The organism is Bacillus sp. BB51/4 (genome assembly GCF_008368845.1).
Classification (GTDB): domain Bacteria; phylum Bacillota; class Bacilli; order Bacillales; family Bacillaceae_G; genus Bacillus_A; species Bacillus_A wiedmannii.
Genome location: NZ_QOSC01000021.1, coordinates 1 through 26215 on the forward strand (window position 1 = coordinate 1; position 26215 = coordinate 26215).

The 26215-nt window shown below is 32.7% G+C and carries 26 protein-coding genes and 3 pseudogenes; 11 read left to right on the plus strand and 18 right to left on the minus strand.

Annotated elements, in window-relative coordinates:
- On the minus strand, positions 1 to 170 hold a 170-nt coding region (locus tag DN392_RS26190), incomplete at its 3' end, for an exosporium leader peptide-containing protein (RefSeq protein ID WP_149238115.1).
- A 210-nt stretch (positions 171 to 380) separates the two neighbouring features.
- Here DN392_RS26190 and DN392_RS26195 point away from each other — a divergent pair.
- A complete protein-coding gene (locus tag DN392_RS26195) occupies positions 381 to 932 on the plus strand; it encodes a BclA C-terminal domain-containing protein (protein ID WP_088321632.1) in 552 nt (183 codons plus the stop codon).
- 405 nt (positions 933 to 1337) lie between these two features.
- On the opposite strand, the gene DN392_RS26200 is transcribed toward DN392_RS26195, so the two are convergent.
- Entirely contained in the window at positions 1338 to 1952 is a 615-nt protein-coding gene (locus DN392_RS26200) for a helix-turn-helix domain-containing protein (protein WP_074651067.1), read from the minus strand.
- A 59-nt stretch (positions 1953 to 2011) separates the two neighbouring features.
- Between DN392_RS26200 and DN392_RS26205 the strand changes: the two genes are divergently transcribed.
- Positions 2012 to 2596, plus strand: a complete 585-nt coding sequence (locus DN392_RS26205; RefSeq protein WP_001121296.1) for a LysE family transporter — start codon at positions 2012 to 2014, stop codon at positions 2594 to 2596.
- A gap of 228 nt (positions 2597 to 2824) precedes the next feature.
- Here DN392_RS26205 and DN392_RS30535 read toward each other — a convergent pair.
- The 3 genes and pseudogenes from DN392_RS30535 to DN392_RS26220 form a co-directional block, all read right to left on the minus strand.
- Positions 2825 to 2983, minus strand: a pseudogene (locus DN392_RS30535) (N-acetylmuramoyl-L-alanine amidase C-terminal domain-containing protein); the annotation flags it as partial.
- A gap of 364 nt (positions 2984 to 3347) precedes the next feature.
- Positions 3348 to 3536, minus strand: coding sequence for a hypothetical protein (locus tag DN392_RS26215; RefSeq protein WP_000287392.1), 189 nt, complete (start codon positions 3534 to 3536; stop codon positions 3348 to 3350).
- Complete coding sequence (locus DN392_RS26220) at positions 3529 to 3996, minus strand: hypothetical protein (RefSeq protein ID WP_001210994.1); 468 nt, start codon at positions 3994 to 3996, stop codon at positions 3529 to 3531. Before DN392_RS26220 ends, DN392_RS26215 begins: the two co-directional genes overlap by 8 nt.
- Before the next feature lie 397 nt (positions 3997 to 4393).
- Between DN392_RS26220 and DN392_RS26225 the strand changes: the two genes are divergently transcribed.
- From DN392_RS26225 to DN392_RS26230, 3 genes are all read left to right on the plus strand, one after another.
- Positions 4394 to 5683, plus strand: a complete 1290-nt coding sequence (locus tag DN392_RS26225; protein ID WP_064056590.1) for a BclA C-terminal domain-containing protein — start codon at positions 4394 to 4396, stop codon at positions 5681 to 5683.
- A gap of 580 nt (positions 5684 to 6263) precedes the next feature.
- The gene (locus DN392_RS30540; protein ID WP_001030513.1) at positions 6264 to 6410 is read left to right on the plus strand and encodes a hypothetical protein; all 147 of its coding nucleotides are present in this window, start codon (positions 6264 to 6266) and stop codon (positions 6408 to 6410) included.
- A gap of 588 nt (positions 6411 to 6998) precedes the next feature.
- Complete coding sequence (locus DN392_RS26230) at positions 6999 to 7784, plus strand: sulfotransferase family 2 domain-containing protein (protein ID WP_088321634.1); 786 nt, start codon at positions 6999 to 7001, stop codon at positions 7782 to 7784.
- Positions 7785 to 8281: 497 nt separating this feature from the next.
- Here the strand turns inward: DN392_RS26230 and DN392_RS26235 are convergent, their stop codons facing one another.
- From DN392_RS26235 to DN392_RS26255, 5 genes are all read right to left on the minus strand, one after another.
- Complete coding sequence (locus DN392_RS26235) at positions 8282 to 10078, minus strand: ABC transporter ATP-binding protein (RefSeq protein WP_064449125.1); 1797 nt, start codon at positions 10076 to 10078, stop codon at positions 8282 to 8284.
- Positions 10071 to 11825: an ABC transporter ATP-binding protein gene (locus DN392_RS26240; protein ID WP_048566426.1), complete on the minus strand. Its 1755-nt coding sequence runs from the start codon at positions 11823 to 11825 to the stop codon at positions 10071 to 10073. The genes DN392_RS26235 and DN392_RS26240 overlap by 8 nt, the downstream gene beginning before the upstream one ends.
- Positions 11826 to 12047: 222 nt before the next feature.
- Positions 12048 to 12644, minus strand: a complete 597-nt coding sequence (locus DN392_RS26245) for a DUF1349 domain-containing protein (protein ID WP_061672982.1) — start codon at positions 12642 to 12644, stop codon at positions 12048 to 12050.
- 33 nt (positions 12645 to 12677) lie between these two features.
- Positions 12678 to 13562: a GNAT family N-acetyltransferase gene (locus DN392_RS26250; RefSeq protein ID WP_000528652.1), complete on the minus strand. Its 885-nt coding sequence runs from the start codon at positions 13560 to 13562 to the stop codon at positions 12678 to 12680.
- Positions 13563 to 13823: 261 nt separating this feature from the next.
- Positions 13824 to 14510: an MOSC domain-containing protein gene (locus DN392_RS26255; protein WP_071742593.1), complete on the minus strand. Its 687-nt coding sequence runs from the start codon at positions 14508 to 14510 to the stop codon at positions 13824 to 13826.
- 263 nt (positions 14511 to 14773) lie between these two features.
- Between DN392_RS26255 and DN392_RS26260 the strand changes: the two genes are divergently transcribed.
- Positions 14774 to 15676, plus strand: a complete 903-nt coding sequence (locus DN392_RS26260; RefSeq protein WP_000612230.1) for a LysR family transcriptional regulator — start codon at positions 14774 to 14776, stop codon at positions 15674 to 15676.
- Positions 15677 to 15778: 102 nt separating this feature from the next.
- Here the strand turns inward: DN392_RS26260 and DN392_RS26265 are convergent.
- The 3 genes and pseudogenes from DN392_RS26265 to DN392_RS26275 form a co-directional block, all read right to left on the minus strand.
- Positions 15779 to 16041, minus strand: a pseudogene (locus DN392_RS26265) (hypothetical protein).
- Positions 16042 to 16107: 66 nt separating this feature from the next.
- Positions 16108 to 17214, minus strand: coding sequence for a C45 family autoproteolytic acyltransferase/hydrolase (locus DN392_RS26270; protein WP_000285206.1), 1107 nt, complete (start codon positions 17212 to 17214; stop codon positions 16108 to 16110).
- 167 nt (positions 17215 to 17381) lie between these two features.
- Positions 17382 to 18425 carry an aspartate-semialdehyde dehydrogenase gene (locus tag DN392_RS26275; protein WP_000591693.1) on the minus strand — a complete coding sequence of 348 codons (1044 nt, stop codon included), beginning with the start codon at positions 18423 to 18425 and terminating at the stop codon, positions 17382 to 17384.
- A gap of 129 nt (positions 18426 to 18554) precedes the next feature.
- On the opposite strand from DN392_RS26275, the gene DN392_RS26280 reads away from it, so the two are divergent.
- A complete protein-coding gene (locus tag DN392_RS26280; RefSeq protein WP_071742595.1) occupies positions 18555 to 19421 on the plus strand; it encodes a LysR family transcriptional regulator in 867 nt (288 codons plus the stop codon).
- 58 nt (positions 19422 to 19479) lie between these two features.
- Here the strand turns inward: DN392_RS26280 and DN392_RS26285 are convergent, their stop codons facing one another.
- Complete coding sequence (locus tag DN392_RS26285) at positions 19480 to 20085, minus strand: PRK06770 family protein (protein WP_033658853.1); 606 nt, start codon at positions 20083 to 20085, stop codon at positions 19480 to 19482.
- A gap of 210 nt (positions 20086 to 20295) precedes the next feature.
- Here DN392_RS26285 and DN392_RS26290 point away from each other — a divergent pair, with 210 nt between their 5' ends.
- Positions 20296 to 21057 carry an arginase family protein gene (locus DN392_RS26290; protein ID WP_000055488.1) on the plus strand — a complete coding sequence of 254 codons (762 nt, stop codon included), beginning with the start codon at positions 20296 to 20298 and terminating at the stop codon, positions 21055 to 21057.
- Positions 21058 to 21093: 36 nt separating this feature from the next.
- On the opposite strand, the gene DN392_RS26295 is transcribed toward DN392_RS26290, so the two are convergent.
- The 3 genes and pseudogenes from DN392_RS26295 to DN392_RS31305 form a co-directional block, all read right to left on the minus strand.
- The gene (locus DN392_RS26295; protein ID WP_000511260.1) at positions 21094 to 21735 is read right to left on the minus strand and encodes a hypothetical protein; all 642 of its coding nucleotides are present in this window, start codon (positions 21733 to 21735) and stop codon (positions 21094 to 21096) included.
- A gap of 986 nt (positions 21736 to 22721) precedes the next feature.
- Complete coding sequence (locus tag DN392_RS26305) at positions 22722 to 23480, minus strand: hypothetical protein (RefSeq protein WP_088321635.1); 759 nt, start codon at positions 23478 to 23480, stop codon at positions 22722 to 22724.
- 113 nt (positions 23481 to 23593) lie between these two features.
- A pseudogene (locus DN392_RS31305) lies at positions 23594 to 23704 on the minus strand (CPBP family intramembrane glutamic endopeptidase); the annotation flags it as partial.
- A 301-nt stretch (positions 23705 to 24005) separates the two neighbouring features.
- Here DN392_RS31305 and cspD point away from each other — a divergent pair.
- Both cspD and DN392_RS26320 read left to right on the plus strand, forming a co-directional pair.
- Entirely contained in the window at positions 24006 to 24209 is a 204-nt protein-coding gene (cspD, locus tag DN392_RS26315) for a cold-shock protein CspD (RefSeq protein ID WP_000176365.1), read from the plus strand.
- 86 nt (positions 24210 to 24295) lie between these two features.
- Positions 24296 to 24481: a cold-shock protein gene (locus DN392_RS26320; RefSeq protein ID WP_000286202.1), complete on the plus strand. Its 186-nt coding sequence runs from the start codon at positions 24296 to 24298 to the stop codon at positions 24479 to 24481.
- A 193-nt stretch (positions 24482 to 24674) separates the two neighbouring features.
- On the opposite strand, the gene DN392_RS26325 is transcribed toward DN392_RS26320, so the two are convergent.
- Positions 24675 to 25223, minus strand: coding sequence for a GNAT family N-acetyltransferase (locus tag DN392_RS26325; RefSeq protein WP_000885384.1), 549 nt, complete (start codon positions 25221 to 25223; stop codon positions 24675 to 24677).
- A 373-nt stretch (positions 25224 to 25596) separates the two neighbouring features.
- Between DN392_RS26325 and DN392_RS26330 the strand changes: the two genes are divergently transcribed.
- On the plus strand, positions 25597 to 26145 hold the full coding sequence (locus DN392_RS26330; protein WP_002108316.1) for a hypothetical protein: 549 nt from the start codon (positions 25597 to 25599) through the stop codon (positions 26143 to 26145).
- The last annotated feature ends 70 nt before the right edge of the window (positions 26146 to 26215 follow it).

The window sequence follows — 26215 nt, forward strand, 5'->3', positions numbered from 1 at the left end:
GTTACTCCCGGTGATCCTGTTAAACCAGTTGGACCCGTCGAACCGGTCATTCCCGTTAAACCAGTTGGGCCCGTTGGAATATAAATTGGGGGAAGAACTGGAAACGTAGGTCCAATGTTTTCAGGTTCTATCATAGCTTTATTTATTGATAATTTATTATCTCGCTTCACTTTAATACCTCGTTCCACATTTTTGTTTACTACTTAACAAAATAATACATTTATCATTTTAGAAAAATTTCATAACTACTTTTTTCATTCTCAAATGATTTTTACATATAGTAAACTTTTTACCGTTGCTATAACTAGTAGTATTAATATAATAAAATGATAGTTCCATTTCAAAATACTAAATCGGTTACGTTCTAATTTAAAAATGAGGTGATTTATATTCAAGATAAGAATGAAAAAATGAAAAAAGAACTATTATCACTGGCTCTTGAAATTATTCTTCCATACAGACTGACAGGTCCTACTGGGCCCACAGGTAATACCGGTCCTACAGGCATTACTGGAACCATTATTACAACAAACTCTATGTTCGCTAATAATACATTAGGTGGTCCCATTTCAGTCATATTAGGTGGAACTAATATTCCACTTTCTAATAACCAAAGTCTCGGTAATTTTACAGTGAACGCTACAAATGATATATATACAATTCCTGTTACTGGAAGATATTATTTAACCTATCAAATTAATACAACAACTTCTCTACTTGCTGGTACAAGGCTACTATTAAACTCTTCGACTCCACTTCCCGGATCTATTTTTTCACCCGCAATATCAACTTCAAACTATAATAATAATTTAATAACCAATTTAATTGCTGGTAATACAATTTCCCTTCAAATATTCGGCGTATTATCCATAGTTAATTTAGTTGGAGGTGGTTCAACAGGTGCCTCTTTAACAATTATACGAATCGATTAATAAATGATTCATTCTTTTTTATAATAAACATTCTTAGCTGCTAAAGTAGTAACTATTACGTCATTCCTAAAGCTAATAATATTTCAATAATTTCACGACAGTGATTAAGCAATAAAAACAATTTGTACTATATTCATAGTAGTAACCATCTATACTAAATTTTCCGTATATACATTATCAATTTACACTTCTCCCTGCCAATGTTACATTGAATAAGAAGACAGTTTCCCAAATGCGAACCATCTCAAAACGTATTTGAGAAACATACTCCAATCCTATACGCGAGAGCAATACTATGTTGACACTCAAACGAGTGTCTTTTTTTATGAATTAATAAAATAAAACCATCTCTTATAGATGGTTTATCAACACACATTTCTTTATACTCTTAAAATAATTATAAGTTTATGCAGCTGGATAATAAATGGTCATACTTAACCGAGTTAGCGTACTTCCGGAATTATGATAAGAGTGCGGTCTATCCGCCTTAAAGCGAATTGCATCTCCGCTATTTAATGTATATTGACAATCATTTATTTCAATTATCAATTTCCCTTCAAACACCGTTATAAATTCTTCGGTCCCTTCTTTATGGCCTTCCGAACTTAATTTTCCTTCTGTTTCAATTTCAACCGTATAGATTTCAAAGTTCCTATCATCTTGAAAAGGAAAGGAAGGATACACTTTATATCTCCCATTGTCTTCTGATAATACTTGTACATCATTTCGTAAAACAACTTTCGTATCTGGTTGCGGATTATTGATTAAAGAAGTAAAAGACACTTTCAAACCATTAGCGATTTTCCATATCGTTGTTAATGTTGGACTTGACTCTCCTCGTTCAATTTGTCCAATCATCGTTTTACTCACACCTGTTAATTGAGAGACCTTTTCTAAACTCATTTTCTCTTTTTCACGTATTGTTTTTAAATTTTTTGCTAAAATAAGTTGAATTTCTTCCATAAGAAACACCCCTACACTATATACAATATAACGACCGTTATGTATAATAAAAAGCACACGTTATATTGTTCTTTTCGGTCATTATAACACACACTAAATAATTAGGGGGTATTAAAATGCCTATATTTTCTTTTTTGTTATTTGTTTTTATAAGTAGCTTCACACCCGGACCTAACAATTTTTTAGCTATGACATACGCCAATCAACACGGTTTAAAAAGGAGTATGCAATTTTGTTTTGGAGTAGCTTTCGGGTTTTTCATCCTCACTTCCTTATGTAGCTTCTTTAATATTGTACTAATTAATATCCTACCCATAATAGAATTCCCTTTAAAAATTTTAGGTGTAGCATATATGCTATATTTAGCTTTTAAAATACTCACTAGTAAAACTAGTACCGATCCCGATGAAAAACATAATAAAAACTTATTCACAGTGGGGATTTTTCTTCAATTTGTTAATCCTAAAGGGATACTATTCGGGCTGACGGTAGTGTCAACTTTTATTCTCCCTTACTATAATTCATATTCAAGTTTTCTACTTTTCTCATTATTTCTAGGTGTAGTCGGGTTAATGAGTACATTTAGTTGGAGCTTATTTGGTTCCATGTTCCAAAAGCTTTTATTAAAGCATACGAAATCATTTAACATCATTATGGCTGTTTTATTAGTTTTCAGTGCTATTTCAATTGTAATCAATTAAATTCAAGTTCTAAATTTCTTTTCTTTTTAAAAGTATGTTTTAAAAATATTGCTAAGATGCCCAATGAATCTCCCCCTTACATGCATTACTTATTTAATTTTAAGGCGGTAATCTTCTATATCTACTCTTATTCATACGAGATAAAATAAAAAGAGGATTACTCATTATAAGTAATCCTCTTTTTTGACTATTGATTTTTAAATATTCTGTTCCACTAAACTAAAATCGTTACTTAACTTCATACCAACAGCCTTTACGATCAAGGTAATCCGTCATTCCTTTAAGTTGCGCATCTGAAGTTGGTTCAGAGATAAAATATGTTAGACCATCAGATTGTAAGATGAAGTTAGCTGTTATTTTTAGTGACGTTAATGCCCCCATTACATCGTCTTCTGTGTTATAAACACAGATCGTTCTTTCCTTGAACTCCATCCCTAACATTCCATCATCACCTAAAAGCTTTACGTTACCCTCCATTCTTTTAACCTCACTTTCTTTTCAAAGGATTATTTTGTTCAGTTCCTTATAAAGTGTTAATATTCTTCATAAAGGAGGTCTACTAATGAAAAATTCCTGGAAGAAAGTTTCTTTAATTGCTTTCATAGTAATTGTCCTTTTAATAATTTTATATTTTGGCGGTATGTCACTTTTTTGGAATCAGCCCTGAATAAAACTCAATATTCCGTCAATACTGTAGACAACCCATTAAGTTACTTTCTCCTTGTTCCCCCTTGGAGAACCAGCCGGGCAGTTAGCTTTTGCTAGCTGCTCTTTTATTCTGTAATCCTCCAAATAATGTTCCTTCTTCAATTTGCTTGAGAAATTCATCATCAACAGCATTTTCTACATCTCTCATAAGTTTAATTAACACCTTATCATCTTCTTTACGGGCTATTTTATCTAAAGTGTCCCAATAAGCACCTTTTATTGAGCTATACATCTTGTACCATCTCCGTTTCAACTTTCCGTTTACAATTCTCAATCACTTTCTCTCTTAAATGCTCCGGTATGTCTTCAATCAACACATTCACATAACATCTCTTTTTGTGGATTTCCAAACTCTTATACAATTTCTCAATATTTTTACGCACCATATATTGCGCTTTAAGAAATGCTCTATTTGAACTAACTGGTGAATGAGAAACGATTTTACCAGTTACCATTTCAGTGATGACAAACATTCTCTTTGAAACGCTGTATCGCGAGAACAGATAAACACCTTCAATATTTCCGCAATACTCTTGTATCTCCACAAACACACCATCAACTGCCCCGAAAACAGCTTTATTAATAATCACACCAACCTCATACTTTTCACCTACATTCAATGGTCCTTGAATTGCATTAAAGTAACGATCTTCCTCATTAAACATATTTGCTACTATTCCTATGAATCTCATATCCATTCCCCTTTTCTACAAAATGAAATTTTTATACAAAAAACACTCAATTAAACAAACGTAACTTCAGATGATATATTGCATTCTTTTTAGGGTGGATAGTCGCTACAGAAGGGCGCTTTCCGAAGCGCTCTTTTTAATATCCCCTGCACTGAATAATTGTTGAATCATATATTAATTTCGAGAACACTCACAAGTCATAGGTTTACAATAGGTCTTGGTCAGAAGAGCACTTATATATGGTGCTCTTTTTGGTATGGAATGTGAAATAGAGACTTGCTCTTAAAACCTTTCATGTGATTTTTATGGTTTTTCCTTACACCCGTATGTCTGCTTGCTCATAAGTTGTTAAAGTATAAATAAAAATTGGCTAGTTATTTATAACGGAGGTGTAAAAATGAGTAAATTTAAAAAGAAATGTCACATCCCATTTCCATGCGCCTTTCCTTTGCCTCAAATCGGGTCTACTGGACCTTCGGGACCTACTGGAGCTACTGGACCTTCAGGTGGACCTCGGGGGCCTACCGGACCTACTGGAATTCAAGGTAACCCGGGACCTACTGGTCCTCAAGGGATTTCTGGACCTCAAGGGATTCCTGGGATTTCTGGATCTATTGGTCCAACTGGACCTTCTGGAATTCAAGGTATCCAAGGCATCCAAGGCATTCCTGGCATTCAAGGTCCTATTGGACCCACTGGAATAACAGGGGTCACTGGAATTCAAGGGATTCAAGGCATTCAAGGGATTCCTGGCATTCCTGGCATTCAAGGGATTCCTGGCCCGACCGGCCCTCAAGGGATTCCTGGCATTCCTGGTTCTGTAGGTCCAACTGGACCTTCTGGAGCTATTGGACCTATCGGCCCTTCCGGGGGACCGCCAGGACCAACGGGCCCGACTGGACCTTCCGGGGGACCACCAGGACCAACCGGAGTGACTGGTCCCACTGGACCAACTGGGTCACCAGGACCAACCGGACTTCAAGGTATCCAAGGCATCCAAGGCATTCCTGGCCCCACTGGACCTCAAGGAAGTCAAGGGATTCAGGGGATTCAAGGTAATCCAGGGCCTATTGGTCCTATTGGACCCACTGGAATAACTGGGGCGACTGGAATTCAGGGTATCCAAGGTATTCAAGGTAATCCAGGACTTATTGGACCTATCGGCCCGACTGGACCAACTGGGCTTCAAGGTATCCAAGGCATTCCTGGGCCTACTGGATTACCAGGAACCGCTGGAGCTACCGGACCTACTGGGCCTGCCGGTCTTACAGTATCTGGTTTATCTCAGTATGCTTATGTTTTCAATACAGCAGCTCAAGTTGTTGCCTTAGAAGCACCTATTCTTTTTAATTCACACGGTAGAATCACATCCGGTTTTACTCATACTCTTGGAACTTCTCAGATGACAGTTATTAATGCTGGAGATTATAAAATTTCTTTTTCTGTATCAGGAGTTGAACCTAATCAATTTGCCCTCTTTTTAAATGGGGCTCCCGTTACCAACTCCATTTATGGATCAGGTGCGGGTACTCAACAAAACAATGGGCAAACAATTCTCACTTTAGCAGCAGGTGATATTCTTACCCTTAATAATCATACTTCCGCTGCTGCGGTTACTTTGCAGACTTTGGCAGGTGGAACACAAACAAATGTAAATGCTTCAATTGTAATTGAAAAGTTAGATTAATTTAATCATTTGTTTCCTGAAACTCTGTCAGTAAATAACTTGGGTTGGATTCTTTTTTCAACAAACAGTTAGCATTTGCTAGCTTCTTTTTGTATGGAGTGGAAAATAAATTTTAAGTCTTATTTCTTTTCTACGTCATATATTTTTAACCTAAACATCCAGCTCAAAGTGTTACCTCCTAATTTAAAGAGCACTTATGCATGGTGCTCTTTTTTATTTTGTTTTCTTTCATTTCTCAACACTTCAGTTATGGAAATTAATTACCTTTTATGGTAATATATTGGTAATTTTACAAACTTCTATTGTTCCATTAAAAGGACCCGCACCCCTAATCAGGTCCTTTTTAATGTTTTCTACTTAAATAGCGTTTTTATATTAAATCTCGAACATTCCTAAAAAACATACAGTATCATGAGGTATTCTTTTTTATTTTTATTAAGGAGCGCTTTAAAAAGCGCTCTTTAGTTTTTAAATAAAGATTTTGTTTTACTTTTGCTAGCTACCCTTCCCTTGTATAAATGCACCTTTTTTTACATACCATATTAAAATCTAAATAATTCTCTTTTAGGACGGTACAAATATGAACAAGGCAGTAAAATACATTTTAATCTTCTTTTGTACGGTGTTTTATATTGTAATTATTGGCGGTATTGTCTATCAAAACTTTGTTCAAGAGCATTTTATTCCTCCAAGCAAGAAATCTAAGATTGAACATAAACATTCATAATTAGCTATAAGAAGCGCTCTACAAGGCGCTCTTTAACTTTAAAATAAGAATTTTGTTTAATTACTATTAACATTTTAGATTTCTTTGAATACATTAATATCAAAAGAAATTCTATATGGTGCTCTGGTCCAGTTACCTTGAATTTCTTGCAGACCTTGTGTGAAGAATCCGTTTATAACAAACGGGTTCTTTTATTTTGGGTTATAAAATAACTATTTTGTTTAAATTTATCTTAATTCACATCAGATTTTCTTAACATTCGAATTAACAACTATATAATTAAACTATTTGTATGAGGGGTGATTATTATGAACTGGAAACAAAAATACAATCCAAAGTATCTCTTTTACCGCATGTATAGTTATATTTATAAAGCCCTTGATGATATATCATGGTCCTTAAAATAATTTAGATTGTTATGAGTACACATTTTTTGTGTGCTCTTTTCATATTCCTATAAAATAACGCTCTCATTTTAAAGTTATATTGTTATTAAATTATCTATTCTACTCCTCTTCTCTTGTTCATATGCCAGGTTCTTTATTCATGAACTAAAAATAATTGACATTACTGAATGGAGGCTAACTAATGTCTTTTGCAAATATTATTAAATACGGACGCGTTCCTCACTTTAATTCTAACTTTCCTTTGATTTTATTTTGGAGTCAGAAAAGTGGCTGTACTTCTCTTGCACATTGGTTTTTTTATCAAATAAATTTATTTAAACAAGCCATAAAATACGATTCCTTCATCCATAATTATGAAAATGAAATATACAAAAACTCCTCGGACTACTTTATTGAACTAGCTGCGGCTTTATATACAAACGGAAAAGATACCTATAAATTAGTGAGAAACCCCTATACAAGAGCTGTAAGTTCATTCTTTTCACTAATTGCTCCCCCTTACATAGAAAACCCAGCATGGAATCCTATTCGGAATTTTTATTATGGTAATGAATTTTGTAATAAGCCTATTTCATTTAAAATCTTTCTCTACTATTTAAAAGCGCAAATGAAAGATTTAGAACAAGTAGATCCACATTTAATGCAGCAATATGAACCAGCTGAGGAAGAATTTGTTACAAAGTATATCTACCTTGAAAATTTCTCTACTGAAATTGCGCACTTAGAACAAACATATCAATTAAAAACTTCTCCTTTACACATACTAACCAAATCATGGCATCATCAGAAGAACAGAGCGATTTTTAGAGGTGATTTTGCAGATGCTGATATTACCGATCCTTTATTCCCACGCCTCCCAACATACGATAGTTTTTATGACCATGAAACTATCCAATTAGTACAGGATATTTTTAATAAAGATTTTAGCACGTACAATTACCCATTAACTCCTTTAAAAAATAAGTGATTTTCTAATTGTAGTCTCATATATTATAGAGAAACTTAAATTCACCTATTTAAGTTTCCTCATAAAACTCTCGTAGTAAGTCGGGGCACTGGAAACAGTGTCTTTTTTAATAAAATTCAAATTGTATTATTTATTAAATCATTAAAACGTATAAATATAACGTGAAACACTCATTAAGGTTGTCTTCGTTCGCTCTATTTGTTCCACTGCCGTTGTATAATCAAAGTTCAATTATTTCACTATTAAATACAAAAAATTCGATTTCATAGTTTACGTCATACTCATGCAACACTTTTTCGGAACAATTTGTACATCCAAAAATTACAAGTAAAAGATTGGGTCATAAAGTTTTTTTCATAACTTTACGCATGTTTTACCTTGGATGCAAGAATACGCAGTTAAAACATTTAGTAAACAACTATTTGAATAATAATGTTTATAAATATAAAAATGCGGTTTCTCCTCCCTGGAGAAACCGCACCATATTAAAGTTTTTATTAAATTTTAAACTGACTCGTATACAGATCAAAGTAAAACCCTCTATCTTCCATAAGAGATTCATGATTCCCTCTTTCCAAAATACTTCCATCTTTTATAACAAGGATTTGATCTGCTTTTTCAATCGTTTTCAGTCGATGAGCAATTACAAAACTTGTTCGACCTTTCATTAAATTATTTAGTCCTTTTTGAATTTGCAATTCTGTTCTCGTATCAATATTAGATGTTGCTTCGTCGAGAATTAATATATCTGTATCTGCTAAAATTGCTCGTGCAATCGCAAGAAGTTGTTTTTGTCCTTGACTTAAATTCGATCCTTCTGAAGCAATTTTTGTTTCATATTGATTCGGTAAATGTTTAATAAAAGAATGCGCAGATGCTGCCTTAGCTGCATTGATTACTTCATCATCACTAGCATCTAATCGACCATAACGAATATTATCCATAATCGTCCCAGCAAATAAGTACGTATCTTGTAAAACTACTCCTATTTTACTTCGTAACGAATTAATATCATAATCTTTTATATCTTTTCCATCGATATGAATTTGCCCTTGCTGTATATCGTAAAAGCGAGTTAGCAAATTAATGATTGTTGTTTTGCCCGATCCAGTTGGACCAACTAAAGCAATTGTCTCCCCTGGCTGTGCCTTAAGACTCACTTCTTTTAAAATCGTTTTATTTTCCTCATAACCAAATGAAACATTCTCGAGTGCAACATGCCCTTGTAAATTTTGTACAATGCATGCATCTTTTTTATTTTGAATTTCTGGTACTTCATCCATAATTTCAAAGACACGTTCTCCACCAGCAACTGCCGATTGAATTGTATTCATTAAAGTTGCGAATTGACTTAGTGGTCTTGAGAATTGACGAGAATAATTAATAAAAGCCGCAATGACACCTACTGTTGTCATTCCATTTAAAACCATAACTGAACCTGTCCCAATTACAAGCCCCATACCTAAGTTATTTATAAAGTTCATACTTGGAAAAATAAAAGCTGAAAATGTATCCGCCTTCGTAGCAGACATTCTGAGTTGTTCATTAATTTTATTAAAATTTTGTACGGTTTCTTTTTCTTTCCCGTATAACGTTGTAACATCCGCCCCAGTTATAGCTTCTTCAATAAAACCATTTAATTCTCCTAAATCTTTTTGACGCTTTGCAAAGTTTTTACCACTATAAGTAACTAGTTTTTTTGTAACGAAAAACATAATAGGTACTGTAATTAAAGTAACAATCGCTAAAATCCAATCTAATGCGAACATCGCAATCGTTACACCTATAAAGGTTAATGCTGATGAAATAATTTGTACAACACTTTGCGTCAACGCTTGATTCAAATTATCTATATCATTTGTAACACGGCTCATTAAATCCCCTTGAGAACGTACATCAAAGAACCGTAAAGAAAGCGTTTGGATTTTCTCAAAAATATCTTGTCGTATTTTTTGTATTGTTTTTAATGCAACGTTAACCATGACAAATGTTTGTAGCCAAGTTAACAATACTGTTACACCGTAAATCGCGATAAGTAACAAACACATTCTCGCCGTACCGCTTAAATCTTTCGGTACAATATATTGATCGATAATTACTCCCATTAAATAAGGACCTAATAACCCAAGTAATGTCGTAACAAATACTAAAAATATAACGAACGTAAGAGCAACCTTTTGATACCCCATATAGTTCCATACTCGCAATACAGTTCCTTTAGTGTTTCTAGCTTCACCCATTTTAGGCGCGTTACGCCCACCTTTATTAGCAAATTGCCCTTGAAAATTACGCATGTTCTTTCCCACCTTCTTTATGTAAATTGCCACCTTGGGAAAGATAGATTTCTTGATATACCTCACATCGTTCTAACAATTCTTCATGTGTACCATCATCAACTAATTCACCGTTATCTAAAACAAGAATTTTATCAGCATCTATTATAGATGAGATTTTAGAGGCAATTAATAATGTTGTTGTTCCTTTATATTCTGTTCTTAATGCCGATTGAATGTTAGATTCTGATTTCGCATCAACTGCTGATGTAGAATCATCTAATATAAGAATGGATGGCCTTCTCACAAGTGCCCTTGCAATTGATACACGTTGTTTTTGTCCACCTGATAAATTCGTCGCACCTTGTGTTAAATGATATTGATATGAATCTTCCAACTTGTTAATAAACTCAGTCGCACAAGCTGATGAAGCCGCTACTTCCAGTTCGTCATTCGTTGCATCTTCTTTACCATAACGTAAGTTCTCTTCTATGCTACCTGAAAACAATAATGCCTTTTGAGGTACAAACCCGATTGAAGCACGAAGTTTTTGTAAATCGTATGCTCTAACATTTATTCCATCAATGCATACTTCCCCTTGATCAACATCGTATAAACGCGGTAACAGTTTTGCTAAAGTAGATTTACCACTTCCTGTAGAACCGATAATTCCTACTTTTTCACCTTTACATATGTTAAATGAAATATCTTTTAAAACATATTCATTATTTTTCGTGTAACTATAACTAACATTTTTAAAGTCAATTTGTCCCTCGATTTGCTTAGGTGCAACCGCATTTGTTTCCGTCGTAATATCAACTTCAGTATTTAAAACTTGCTGTACACGATCCGCAGATGGAAATGCTCGCGCGATTTGCATAAATACCATACTTATAGACATAAGTGACATTAAAATAATATTCAAATAGTTTATAAACGCTAAAATAGCTCCTACTTGAAGCGTTCCATCAAATACTTTTTCTCCACCAATCCATAATGTTGCGACAATCCCGCCGCTTACAACTAACATAATGATTGGCATCATTATGGAAATAAGCTGCACCGCTCGAATATTTATCTTTGTTAAATTTGTATTAACATTTCCAAACTGAGTAATTTCATATTTTTGTCTTACATACGCTTTAATAACACGTACTCCAGATAAATTTTCTTGTAGCTTTGTATTCACTTTATCTAATGCTTCTTGCACTTTTTTGAACGTTCCGCTCGCTTTACTTGCAATGAATATAATCGCAAGTAATAAAATTGGAACAACTACAAGTAATATAGGAAATAACTCGCGTGCTGTTACAAAAACAATTATTATACTTCCGATAAATAACAAAGGACCACGAACAAGTACACGTAATGTCATCGTCATCGCCGATTGAATAGAAGTAATATCATTTGTCACAATCGTTAATAATTTCCCAGTTCCAAATGAATCACGATTTTCACTAGAAAATGTTTCTACTTTCGCAAATACATCTTTTCGTATGTCTGTAGCGAAATTAACAGCTGCTTTTGTAGAATACATCATACACCCAAGTCCTCCAACTAAACCGAGTGCTGCAGCTCCTATCATAAGAAGCCCCATTTTTATTACATAATTCAAATCACGATTTGCTATCCCAACATCAATAATATGTTGCATAATAGTTGGTTGAATTAAGTCCATCGCAACCTCAAGTACCATAAATAGTGGTCCAATAATCGCGAAGAACATGTATGGTTTTAAATAATGTAATAATTTGCGAAATGATTTCATACTTAATCTCCTTTTTCCTATGAAATTACCATTTAATAATTCATACCCTCCTTACTTAAGCCATATAATTTTTGATTTTCCCAGTATTTCTATTATATTATGCAAATTAATATTTAACATTATTAAATGATAAGCATTAATGACTTTCCGGTCAATAAATGTGCTTTATATTACGCAAATAGAAAAACCGTATTCTTAAGTAGAAAGAATACGGTTTTTAATCTATATCTCTTCAATTGTAAAATCTAAAAACTCAGTCTCAAATCCATTGTTTTTAGAAGGACTACACGTATAAAAACCTATTTTAACAGGCGCATTCCCTATATCCTCCATCAAATGAGCAATTCTTATTTGTTCCCATTGACAGCTATTTTTTACATATATTATATAATTGCCACGTTTACGAACAATTCGAAAATGAAGTTGTTGGGTAGCTAATTCTGTTGGAAAGTCTTGTGTTGACCAATCAGAATATCCATTATTCGTTACGACAGCTCCTAAATGAGAAGGGCCATCTGGAATATACTCTAATGAAGTTTTCAACCAACATTTTTCCGAAATCATAACAAAAAGACCTGCTTGATCGTATTTTGAATTTGGATCCATACACAATTGAACTTCAGCTTGAAAGTCTGTCATCATTTCATTATAAAATACATGACCATTCATTACTTCAAAACCATAATGTGTTTTAAGCCAGAAATCTGTTTCTGCTTTCGAACGGACAATAAACGACCGGTTGTCATTAATTTTATAATATTCAGGGACATTCATTATAGTGAGCTGCTCAACATGTTTAGGTATATACGATATATTCATAGTTCCTCCATAATAAAGCCTTTATACAAACCTTTAAAACTCCGCTAATACAGGGAATTTATAACCTTTAAAATCTAACTCTTTATTACTTCGAACCATTAAATACTTATTAGACTGTAATTCTGTAAATTGTACATCCTCAATCCCTAATTGATCTGGTGAGAAGTAAAATTCGATTTCTGTAAATCTTTCAGCGATTTCTCCGCATATTTCATCTAAAACTGGAATTACTGGTGCAAATACTCCATATAATTTCAACTTTTCATTATCTACTTCATACACAATTAGAGCATCTAGTTTCTCTGAATAATACAATTTCTCATTCCATCCCGAATCATACATATTCAAATAAAACGAAGGACTGAAGTTTAATGTTGAAAAATTATTTGAAAGTCTTTGGCTACTATCAATAGTTTCATGTATTAACTTTCTATCCTCTTCCATATAATAATCTAACTTTCTAAGTAAGGAGTCATTATTATTCTTTTTATCATATAGAATAGTCATCAAATACTCCTGCACAACTTTAAACCCAAATGATGCATATAGTTCAGGTTTTTCCGTAAATAATAATGTACATTCACATTTCTTATCAATTTCTTCTATCATTTTACTTATTAATTGTGTCATGAGTCCTTGTCTACGAAAATCAGGGTGAGTCATTACCGTTTGAATGCCGGCTGCATTTATTCTTTCACCATTTACTAGCAATGGTAGCGAAAATACCGCAACATTTGCAATCGCTTTATCGTCATGTAAAAATGATAAAGCTTTGTATGTATCATCCCAATAACCTCTTTCTGAAAAATCATTCAATGTTTGAATTGTAATTCCAAACACTTCTTCAAATAAAGGAAATAACTTCTCTCTTTTCGGTTCTTCTAAAAGAAATTTTTCAAAAATTTCAACATTCCCCATGTTGTCCCTCCATACGTTAATTCCATCAAATTAGATTTAGTTATATAACCTGCTCTTAATGTAATAGGTCTTACCAATCAATATACTATCATAAAATATAAAAAAAGAGTCTAATTAATTTTATGTTTTGACTATTCGAAAATAAGTCGAATAAAACGATATTAAGATTTTTGAATATTAATAAGTTTATTATATAAAAATAGTGCTTTCTACTTCGTTTTTACTCATAGAAATGCACCATTTATAAAAAAATATTTTTTATTATTTTTTTCCTTCTAGTCTCTCCCTCGTATTAATTTCTTCTCCTCTCATTCGCTTTTCAAATGTATTTCTCCAACTTGTAGAAAGTGCATGTACTTCTAAGATCCTTTTTAGCCCTTCCATATTTTGTTTTTCCTTATGCATAATACGATTAGCAAATGCTACTGTAACACCTTTTGGATCAGACTTTATTAACTTTAACGTATCAACAGGTGATACCCATCCTTCTTTTAATACACGAAAATAAAATCCTGTATATCCTGTTTCTTGAAAATAAAGTGGTAACTTTGGAATATTGTATTTCTTAGCTAATTTAAAACAAGGTTGTCTTGGCTGTGTTACTTGTACAATTGCTTCTCCAATTTGAAATGTATCACCAATACAAACATCCTCTTCACACAGACAATTAATTGTTATATTTTCTCCGAATGCTCCATATACAAGGGCCTGATTCAACTCTTTTTCCCAGTATCTATAATGTTCTCCAGAATACACACAAACTGCTTTATCTACTCCACCATGATGAACTAAGTCCGCTTGCCCATCTCCATTAAATTTTAAAAAGGATAAAAACACCGGTTCCCTTACTCGCTTCTTATTTATACCTGTATGAATTACCTTTCCGCCGTATGTAACCTCTTTTGGTAACCCTATATTTAAAGATAGTACCTCATATACTTTATTCATCTTAATCGCTCCTCTTACTTACCCCACAATTTTTCAATAGATTAATTTATACTTTCAAACTCTCTGTCTATTTTTCATTTAAAATGACAAAAGGTCAGCAAATGTAATAACCACTCAAATATCCTTGCTCCGATACTTATCTATCCTTACTTCAAAAACTTTTCAATCCCTCTCTAATAAAGTGATTATAAGCTCAACAAAATCATTGTTCAATCCAATTATTTATATAATAATGATAGGTATAACCTATCATTAAACTTGAGGTGATTCCAATCGAATTAAGACAACTTGAATATTTTTTAGCTGTTTCAAAAGAATTGCATTTCACAAAAGCAGCTGAGAAACTAAATATTTCACAACCTTCTCTAAGTCAGCAAATACGTGCATTAGAACATGAAGTAGGAATGCCGCTTTTCGATCGCATTGGTAAAAAAATATCTTTAACTGATGCAGGAAGGATTTTATTATTACATAGTAAAACCATTTTTCATGAAGTCGAACAAGCTCGTTCTGCAATTCAAGATCTAAACGGATTACAGCAAGGTTCCTTAACAATAGGCTCTTTGTTAACCGTCGTAAATTATTTACTACCACCAGCTATATTAAATTTTAATCATTCATATCCCAATATAGAGCTTTCTGTATTAGGGCTTCGTACAGGAAATATTCGTGAAAAATTATTACAAAACGAACTAGATATTGGCATTACATTTCTCCCGGTGCAAGATAAGGAGATTATTTCTATCCCTCTATACAAAAGTGAACTTACATTAGTCGTACCAACCGATCATCCATTAGCTGAACGTAATCATGTATCTATTGCTGAATTACAGAACTACCCTTTAATTCTTTTACCTAAAAATTTCTTTTTAACCGAACTAATTACATCTCATTGTCAAAAATTTAACTTTAAACCAAAACCAATTTTAGAAATTAGTACGATGGAATCTTTAATCCAAATGGTTTCAAAAGGAATGGGAATTACAGTGTTACCAAAACCGTATATAGACTTTTTACAAAATAAAAACATTCAAGCAATTAAAATAGAAAATCCTACCCCAACAATAGAAATTGGGCTTATTTATAGAAAAGATAAATATATGTGTGCTGCAACTCGAGAATTTATTGAACAACTAAAAAGAACAGTACGTTCTTTACAAAGCTAAACGAACAAAAGAGATTATCCTATAAAACCGTTTCACAACGCTCTAGTAGAATAATCTCTTTTCAAAACAAAATACAACATAACTTTTAAACTCAAATAAATTTCAATGTACCTTTTTAGATATTGGAATATATTTCGTAAAATATGCCCCCACTAGTAATAAAACAATTGAAATTAACCAAATAAAAATACCGCCAAAGTTAAACCAATATGCAAGCAAATTTAAGATTGCTAGTGTAAAGAAACAAATTGAAGTTAACGCACTCTTCAATCCTTTTACCCCTGCTTTTTTCTTTTTTCATAAGTAATATACATTGAAACGGCAACAAATAAGATAAGAACAATCGGTAACATTACTTTTAGCAATGGCAATCCCTCTCGTATATACACCTTACTATTACCATTTTATCTCATTTATTCTTCTTGAATCAATTAATAGCATTCTTCTCTCCAAAAGTCAGTATACGTTTTATTATTAAATTTCACATTTACCTGAGAAAATGAAAGACTTCCTCCAACTTTCAATGAGTACCAGTCGTTGAATAGTGGAGATCCGAAGCAAATATTCATTGTACGATTATGCAAATCAAATAAGACAGAATGCAAAGTTCCAAACCATTCTTCATAATTATGTACTGTCAGCCCAGTAGGATACTCTCTTTCTACTAATTCTTTTAAAGAATCCATGCTCACTTGTTCATTTCGATTTAAATGTTCATACAATGTGTAATATCTGTTTGTAGATTGTTCTAATCTTCTATTATTCAATTTTTGAACAGATAAACTAATCGCATGATTTGTTGATACGATAAAATTTTGGTTTTCCTCATCAATTGTGGTTATTGATTTAAAACCGTCAAATATTTCAATACGTGCTGCGTCTAAAGGATCTGCTACAATTAGATTAATATTACTTGCAATTGGCACTTCATCAACTAGTGATATCGCCTCCTGCACATTTTTACATTTCTCCAATAATACTCGAATTACCGCAAAGCATTGTAAACCACTTAACACTGGCTTTCGTAAGCCTTCAATATTTCCTACTGGTTGACCACATGCTGAAAATGTAACAGATAACCCATGCTCGTTAACTCCTTCTGTTCGACCGAAATAAAAAGTAGAAAAGCCACTATGCACATATTCACCTTCAACATGTGTTGAGCAAAAACGCATATCATCTATTTTTGGTGACAAATCATAATTTCTTAAAACATATGTGTGCTTTGAATCTGTCTTTTTAGGTAATACGACACAATGACTACATCCTGCTTTTAATAGTGTTTGATAATAATACATCAGATTTCTAGCAGGAATTTTCAACACTTCACAAAACCCTTCAATTTCTTCATTAATTCCTGGACAATATTGATTTAATATATTTCTAGATTCTGTCCAATAATTATCTGATACTAAATGTTCTTGCTGTATAAATTGTGGAATGAGATACGGATGATTTTTCACAAACTCCCCTTGTTGCTTTCCAATATCATAATGACTTCCTTTTAATGATGAAAAGTACCCCTTTACTTGGTACATCTAAATCCCCCCTTACATCTAATTTATCCATATCATACCAAATAAATTTTATTCATTCTTGATGTTTTTTACTGTCTTTCAAATCAAATTTGGCTGGAATAAAGAAAACAATTATAAAATAAAAATTAGGAAACTGTAATCATTAACAGTTTCCTAATTTACCTATACTATATTATCCCCTCTTCCACCAACGTTTCTGCAATTTGAACCGAGTTCCAAGCGGCCCCTTTTAATAAATTATCGGAAACAATCCAAAGATGGAATCCTTTTGGTGTATCGGGGTCTTTTCTAATTCTCCCGACAAATGTATCTATTTTCCCTTCTGCATATAATGGCATTGGGTACAACTGTTCACTAGGATTATCTTGCAGTACAACACCTGGTGCATCCAGCAACACTTCTCTTATTTCTGCAACAGTCGCTTCTTTTTCAAGTTCTATATAAACCGATTCTGAGTGCCCGGATACGACCGGAACACGCACACAAGTAGCTGCCATTTTCAAGTTTTGGTCCTCCAAAATTTTCTTCGTTTCTTGAATCATTTTTACTTCTTCAAATGTAAAATCATTATCTGTGAATATATCTACTTGCGGAAGTACATTAAACGCAATTGGATAATGTTTTTTATCTTTTTTCGCTGGTAATATAGTACTCTTTACTTCTTCACCTGTAAGCATAGACTCAGCCTGTTCTTTTAATTCATGAATCGCGTGAATTCCAGATCCTGATACAGCTTGATACGTTGAAACTATAATTCGTTCTATACCAAATGATTTTCGTATTGGCTGAAGAGCCGTTACCATCTGTAATGCTGAACAATTCGGAACTGCTATGATACCGTTATGCTCCTTTAAAGTGTGCGCATTTACTTCTGGAACAACGAGCGGTACATCGTGCGCCATTCGGTATTCACTTGTGTTATCAATTACGATGGCACCACTAGTGACTGCGTGATTAACAAATTGTCTAGACACTTCTCCTCCAGCGCTAAAAAAGGCAATATCAACACCTTCAAAACTAGTTATTTTTGCCTCTTGTATAATTATCTCTCGTCCTTTAAATTGTACTACCTTACCAGCGGATCGTTTTGACGAAAGCAATGTAACTTCAACTATATTAAACTTCATTTCATTTTCTAACAGTTCAATAACTTTCTGCCCTACTGCACCTGTAGCCCCAACTACAGCTATATGATAGCCCTTTTTGATCATCTTTTCTCCTCCAATATCACTTAAATGAATATTCCTACAATTTCATTTTATAAAGGATTTAATCATTTGGAAAATTGAAATACGTGATATAATCATTCACAAATCATGATAATAAAAGAGGGATTGCTTATGGAAATGAGACATGTTAAAACATTTTGTGCGATTATTAAGTATGGTGGTTTTTCTAAAGCTGCTCATGCGTTAGGTTATGCGCAATCTACTGTGACAGCGCATATAAAAGCATTAGAAAACGATTTACGTCTCCCTCTATTCGATCGATTAGGGAAAAAAGTACTTCTTACAAAAGCAGGTCATCAATTTCATCCTTATGCCCTAGAATTACTAGCTATTTATGAAAAAGCGCAAGAAATCCCTCAAAATAGTGATGATTTAGAGGGAACATTAACGATTACATCTAACGAATCATTAGCAGTGTACCGATTACCACAATTATTACGTATGTACAAACAGGAGAATCCGAAAGTAAATATCGTACTGGAAACAACTACAAACGAACAAGCAATGAATAAGCTACGTGAAGGAGAATCAGATATTATTTTCATAATTGGAGAAAGTATGGAACATAATGATTTTATTACGCGTACTTTTTGTAATGAAGCATTTGGATGGATTTTACCTCCCCATTACTCTACACACTCTAATCCATTTTGTTTACTAAATGATACTCAATTTATCTTTACAGAACAAAGCTGCGGCTATAGACCGATGGTAGATCGGTTTTTACGTCAAAGCGGAAATATTCCAGCTAAAACATTTGAAACTTCCAACGTTGAAGTCATTAAACAATCTGTGATGTGTGAGTTAGGAATTTCAATTCTTCCTTACATTGTTGTACAAGAAAGTTGTCAAAAAGAACAACTCTGTTTTCAGCCTATCGAAACTTCAACAGTTATTCAAAGCCATGTAATCTATCATAAATCTAGATGGATTTCACCCGTTTTACAATCGTTTCTTTCCTTACTAGAGCGGGACTAAAAGGTGCACAAAAAAAGAGTAACTGCCTAATAAGCACTTACTCTCTTCCAATAGTATCTTATTTATTAGTCTGTCCCCCATCTGCAATTAATTTACTGCCTGAATAAGTACCTTTTTGCATAAACACTTGATTAATTAACTCTTTTTGTTCCGCTTCTGACATTAATCCTTTTCCTTCGCCTAAATTCCCGCTTTGTAATTTCCAAATCTTGTTGTGATCCGCATCCATCTTTTCATATTTTCCTTGTTTCCATCTCTCTAATATATCTGCATATGTATTTCCTTGTACTAGATCATTACTCTTTACAATATCAAGTAAACTTTCAATTCGTTCTTGTGTGATAAAAATATAGCCCCACTTTTGATCAGCCTTCGTTTTTTGATGTGCCATTTCATGTAATGCTGTCTGTATGTTTTCATCTGTCCACTTAAAATTTTTATTAAAACCACTATTCGGTAATGAATGATTACCATTTTCTAAAAGCTTTGCATCTTCAGCTTTTACATTACTATCAGCTAGTACTTCTGCTGCCGGAGCAGCTGGTGATGCCTTTTTCGCAGCTGGTTTACTATTATTTAGATAATACAGCATACCATATGTTACACCTACGCCAATTACCGCCATACCAGCTAAAATACCTATTATTTTAAAAAATGTTTTCATCTTGCTTGTTTCCTCCCACACATCCCATTTCGTATTTTCTATTTCTTGAACCATATATACATTTCCTTATATTATATTTCTTTTCTTTATAAATTGAAAGATTATTCCGTCAAAATACCCATCTTTTTCAAATGCAGATCCATCTCTAAGCATTTCGTTTTAATTTTATAAAAATATATGCTAGCCTACATATAAAGGAGATGAATAAATATGAGTTTATTGTATAGCGGTTTAACTTTTTTAAACTTTGACGATACATATTTATTACAAAATAAACTTCATTCTTATTCACATGAAGATATTGATTTTAGTCATTTAGAGCACTCAAACCTGTATTGCGAGACTCCTTCTTTAAAGCGAATAAAACGGGAGTTATATCGTAGAAAGCAAAGAGGAATCACCTTTATCGGTTCTGGAAATTATCATTATGTATCTTATTTGCTACTAAAAGAAATAGATGAACCATTTAGCCTTATTTTATTTGATCATCACACTGACATGAACTTAAAAGAAGAAAATGAACATACTCTTATTTCTTGCGGTTCATGGGTATCATTCGCACTTCAAAATAACCCGAAATTAAAGAAAGTAATTATTATCGGACCTTCTTCTTTAACCATTCATTCTAATGATTATTCATGCGTAGAAGTATTCCCGATAGATACAACTTATGAAGTATCTACACATACGATACTTTCGCATATTCATACAGATACTATATATGTAAGCATTGATAAAGATGTTTTAGATTCAAAAGTAACTATTACAAATTGGGATCAAGGACATATGAAACTTTCTACACTATTAAAATGTTTACATTCTCTTATTAGGAATAAAAATGTTTATGGTATCGACATTTGTGGTGAACTACCGGTTTATCCTTCTCAGCTCTTTCTAGCTAAATATGCAAATGCTATTAAAAAAAATGAAAAAGCGAACTTACAAATTTTAAAATCAATATATAATACATAAAAAAACAACGAGTACCTTATAAGGCACTCGTTGTTTTTATGCACGATGCTCTTTTAACCACTTCGTAATCGCATCTAACTTCGAAACATCAAAACGTCTCTCTTCACACACATTTAAACTGTTTAAACTTTTCACAATTTCTAATTCATTCGATTTTACACTTTTCGCATCAATCATTTTGCAATACCCATCTGTAACAGCATTTAAATTTTCATAATAACGTTGAAACGATTTTGATATATGTAAATGTTTTTCAAAGTTTCTTCTTCTTTTTGTCTCGTCAAATTCTTTCCGTTTTCTAAGTTCTTCATCATTCGTATATAAATAAAAATATTGATCAGGAAAACCAATTTCCTTATTGATCAGCTTTTCTTTATAAAAGTTTTCTATTAAAGATAATGGCTGATTAAATATATCAAAATGGAAACACCAATTATAACTAAGTGGCTGATAAATATCACCATCAAGTATTACTAATTCATATTGCTCTGACTTTTGCACTGCTATTTTCCAGCGCTCTACTTGTTTTTCAAAATACCATGTTCTATGTTCGTTTTTTGGTCTTTCAAATAAAAAATTCACTTCAGGTATAATGTATGCACCATAATTTTTTTCTAATTCATGACACGTGCTGCTCTTACCAACCGCACTCGCTCCCTCAAACGCTATAATCCCCATAGTTTCTCCCACTTTCATTAACTTAAATCTCGTTGTTTCTCTTTTCTACCCCATAACTGTCTCCATAAAACAATTGAAGCGATAGAAAGCATGATTGTCGTGATAATTATACTAAGGCTCAATTCAATATAAAGCAAACAAAAAGCCCGTTGTTGCGGCCTTTTCTCTATTTCAAGTTATTTCCTTCAATAAGCCTGTGCATATTATTGATTTCAATCATAGCATCATCAGTGTGTTTTACAAGGTCAGTCAGTAGTGTTGTGATTGTCCCGTGATTACGCTGAAATTCAAAGATTAAATCCTCATGCTCTTCAATTTTCTTCATTATGTCCAAGTAAGCATTTGGCCTTTTCAATTTTTTGAATCTGTTCTGTCATCGGTTCTCGCTTTCTTTACTATTAAATCCATTGTATAATAAAAAATTGTCTATACAAATCAATATGCAAATAAAGCTTATAAAAAAGAATTGAAAGATATTCGAGTGATTTTATTTTCTGAATTAAATCCTTGAATCTAAAACTCCTTTCTATTATTGGCACCGACTATTTTTTAAATTAAATCCTAATTGATTGAGAATAACGAGAAATCGACAGAAATAAAAATAATTTCAACGTAACTTCCAAATTTCAGGGAATCCCTTTTTTTGTTTTGCTATAATAATTTCTATGGGTGTACAGCTCGCTACTTTGAAACTCCTGATAAGTTTATAGAGTAAATACTGGAACAATTTCACAATTTTTTAAGCCCTATCAAGCGGTAGGAATGGCGTTTCTTTTCGCTTTTTGAGTGGGTTAGAAAGATTAAATAACAAAGACTACATTATAAGAAAAAGCTGTGCATGAATTTATTTAACTACATAGATTATAATAATTTTAGGGAAAATCACCAACAAAAAACTCAACAAATGTAAAATATATTCTACAAAACAACATAAAAAAACCACCCTTAAGGTGGCATAATGAACTCAGCTATTAGCTCAAAAATACTTATTCAAATATTTTATTCAATGAGCATTTTGAAACATCGACAAAATTCCCCTTTGAATCTAGCAACCTAACAATAATATGCGTCGGAAAATCATCTTTATTCAAATCAAAACTTATTTGATAATCAGATTCTTTAAATTGATTCCCATCAATTTCAATTCCTTCATTCTTTAATTCTTGCACAATAGCATCATTTACTATATATCCCCAAAAATTTAGGTTTGATGTTCTCTGCATTAACAAAAATGGTACGGTTGACGGATACCATTTTTTAACATATAAACCCTTATTTGCTGTGAAAGATTCATACATTTCATTAAAAAGATTATTTACTCCACTAGTATTTGAGAAGCGGATGCCAATTAAATCAAAAAGTTCTTTTGCAATATCGACCTTGTGGGAATTTATATAGTTTTCCAGTTTTTGATTTTTTAATACTCCTTTTTCTTGAGTGAAAATCTGTTGCCAACCTCCCGCGTTTCCTGAATATCCTATACAATTTTTATAATCAGGATCGAATGGAAGACCATCCTTCAGGGAAGTATGTTTAGCGTACATAGCGCGAGTGGCATTAGAGCAAGAACTATTATTTGCTCCATTTGTAATGCTCACAACACTTCCACAAAATTCACAACAAGCATATTTGCTTCCTTTTTGGTAATAAGGAAATTCTTTATTTGTTATATTTTCAAATTCAGTTACTGAATGTGGTTTATCATTGTTCTCTTTTGATTCATTTATCTTATAGAACTTCTTCATTAATCCGTTCCCTCCAGTATTTTTAATAAGTTAGTAAAATTATACAATGAATTTCCTCATAATACTTAAAATATGGCTCTTCGTTAGTTTCTGTGGAAGAAAAATTGAATAAAGGCAGCTACACCAACTAAAATTACATTAGATATTGAAAGAATTGTAATACCTGGATTTAGCAATTGAAGAAAACCAAATAAAAAGGACGTGACAAAAATCCCAAGAAAAATGTTCTCAGTTTAGCATAAACCTAAATTTGGAATAATATATAAATAAAAGAGATGACTTTGTGCGTTTTACTATTATCACCAAGATTATTCACTGGTATTACCAGCACTTGCTATTTCCCACCATTTGTTGTAAGATAGTAATTAAGGTCAATTTAACACCATATTTCCTTTGCATATTATCAAGTATCAATCAGGATTATTTTGTACTCCTTATGGGTGTTTGATAATATGTGAACTTTTATTTTTCATTCAAATAAGGCCGATCATATTGTAATCTTTTTAAATTTTAGGAGGCATTACCATGACATTAACAGGTAAAGTAAAATGGTTTAACAGCGAAAAAGGTTTCGGTTTCATCGAAGTTGCAGACGGTAACGACGTATTCGTTCACTTCTCAGCTATCACTGGCGACGGCTTCAAATCTCTTGACGAAGGTCAAGAAGTTAGCTTCGAAGTTGAAGACGGTAACCGTGGACCTCAAGCTAAAAACGTTGTAAAGCTATAATTCAAACAATAAAAAGGTTGTTACCAGCTCGGTTAACAACCTTTTTAATATATAACTAAAATTTTTTACATAAAAGGAGTGGTTATATGTATCGCAATCGAAAGAACGATGTAGCTGAAGTACCACCAGAACAAACCCCTGTCTGGGAATGTGAATCAGAGGATTGTTTAGGATGGATGAGAAAGAATTTTTCATTTGAAGAAGAGCCTAAATGCCCTTTATGTAAAAGTAGCATGAAAAGCGGAGAACGTTTATTACCTAAAATAGGTTAATTTTCACTTAACCCCTCTTTTATAAGAGGGTTTTTTTATTATAAATTTATCCCGCTTTAATGGGCAGTAAGACCCCCACCTCAAAATTCAGCGAAAGCAAAGAATTTAGGTGGGGGATCAACTGCCCATAAAAGTCCGATTGGTTCAACTAATAATCAGTGGGGGATGAAGAAAACCCCCACTGATTAAAGTTTCACTTTATATCCTCTACATCCGTTCGAACTATAGAATACAATAGTGCATCATGTTGCTTATTTCCTTGATGAATATATCCACGTAATAACCCTTCCTTATGAAAGCCTATTTTAGATAACATTTTACAAGAAGTAACATTTTCAGGGTATGTAATAGCTCCAATTCTAAATAAGCCTAAATCTCGAAATCCATAATGAATAATTTCTCGAGCCGCTTCTGACGCATAACCATTCCCCCAATAACGAGGATGTAAGTCATATCCAATTTCAGATCGTTTACTCCATAGTTGTAAATTATTTAATCCAATTGTACCCACTAAAGTATTTGTTTCTTTTAATACAATCCCCCATCGTATTGCCTTTTTCTCAAAGTAATTTTTTGAAAAAGATTCAATCATACGTGAAGCTTGTCCAAACTCCGTAAAAGAATTCATACCGTAATAACACGTTACTTCATCCAATGAAAAGATTTCATATATTTTTTGACAATAAGATTGTTCTATTTCAACTAAACGCAAACGTTCTGTTTCTAATATAGGAAACGCCACAGGATCACTCCTTTCTTTCTACTCATTTATTATAGCAGAAAAAGTATTTATAATTAGGAAAGTCCTCAATGTCCCATTTATCAAATATTTCTAGAGAAGCTTATCCTCTTAATTCAATACGAACTAAAAATAACCCTTCTTGCTTTTGCATGATTAGAAAAAATAAAGAGGTGATCAAAATACTATGATCATCTCTTTACACTCTAGTTTTAAAATTAATTGTATTATTTTCATTTCCATCACTCCGCTCGTAATAAGATGTCTTATACTTTCGATTCCTTGCTCACTTTTCCCTGCTAAAACAACACCCTCCCCCATACATTCATGGTAAAATATAGTTAAAATATGTTTTTTATGGAGGTGTATATTTTCTATGTATATATTCATCAGTTTATCCCTCTTACTCATATTACTCATATTTTTATTTGCAAAAAAGTTCGCCCCAAATTCATTCATGATGACTAGTTTTAAAGGTAATAGCTTTATGACATTTTCAATCGGCATGTTAATCGCTTCCACTCTTTCGCTTTCATATGGAATCTATCACGCAGCAACCTATCAACCTAAACATTTAGATATCACATTACAAAATCAAAACTTTACTGTTTTCGGTAATGTCGGAGAGCTTGGATATTTCTCAGAAGTATTACTAAAGAAAGATACAGAAGTTGAACTACATTTTGCCTCTTGGGAAGTAATGCAATTAAATAATCCAGAAATAATAGTTAACTATCCTTCGGGTAAACAGGAAACATGGAAACCGAACATAACATCACTTCCAGCCAATAAATTAAAAGAGAAACATGGCATAAAAGAGCTTTATCAACTCTCATCATATTCATTTAAAGAATCTGGGAACATAGCATTAACGATTACTGAGAATAATACAACTAATAAAAAAATTTCAATTCAAGTGAAATAAATAAAACGTCCCTCCAATATACTGGAGGGACATTTTATTTATTTATTTATTTATTTATTTATTTATTTTT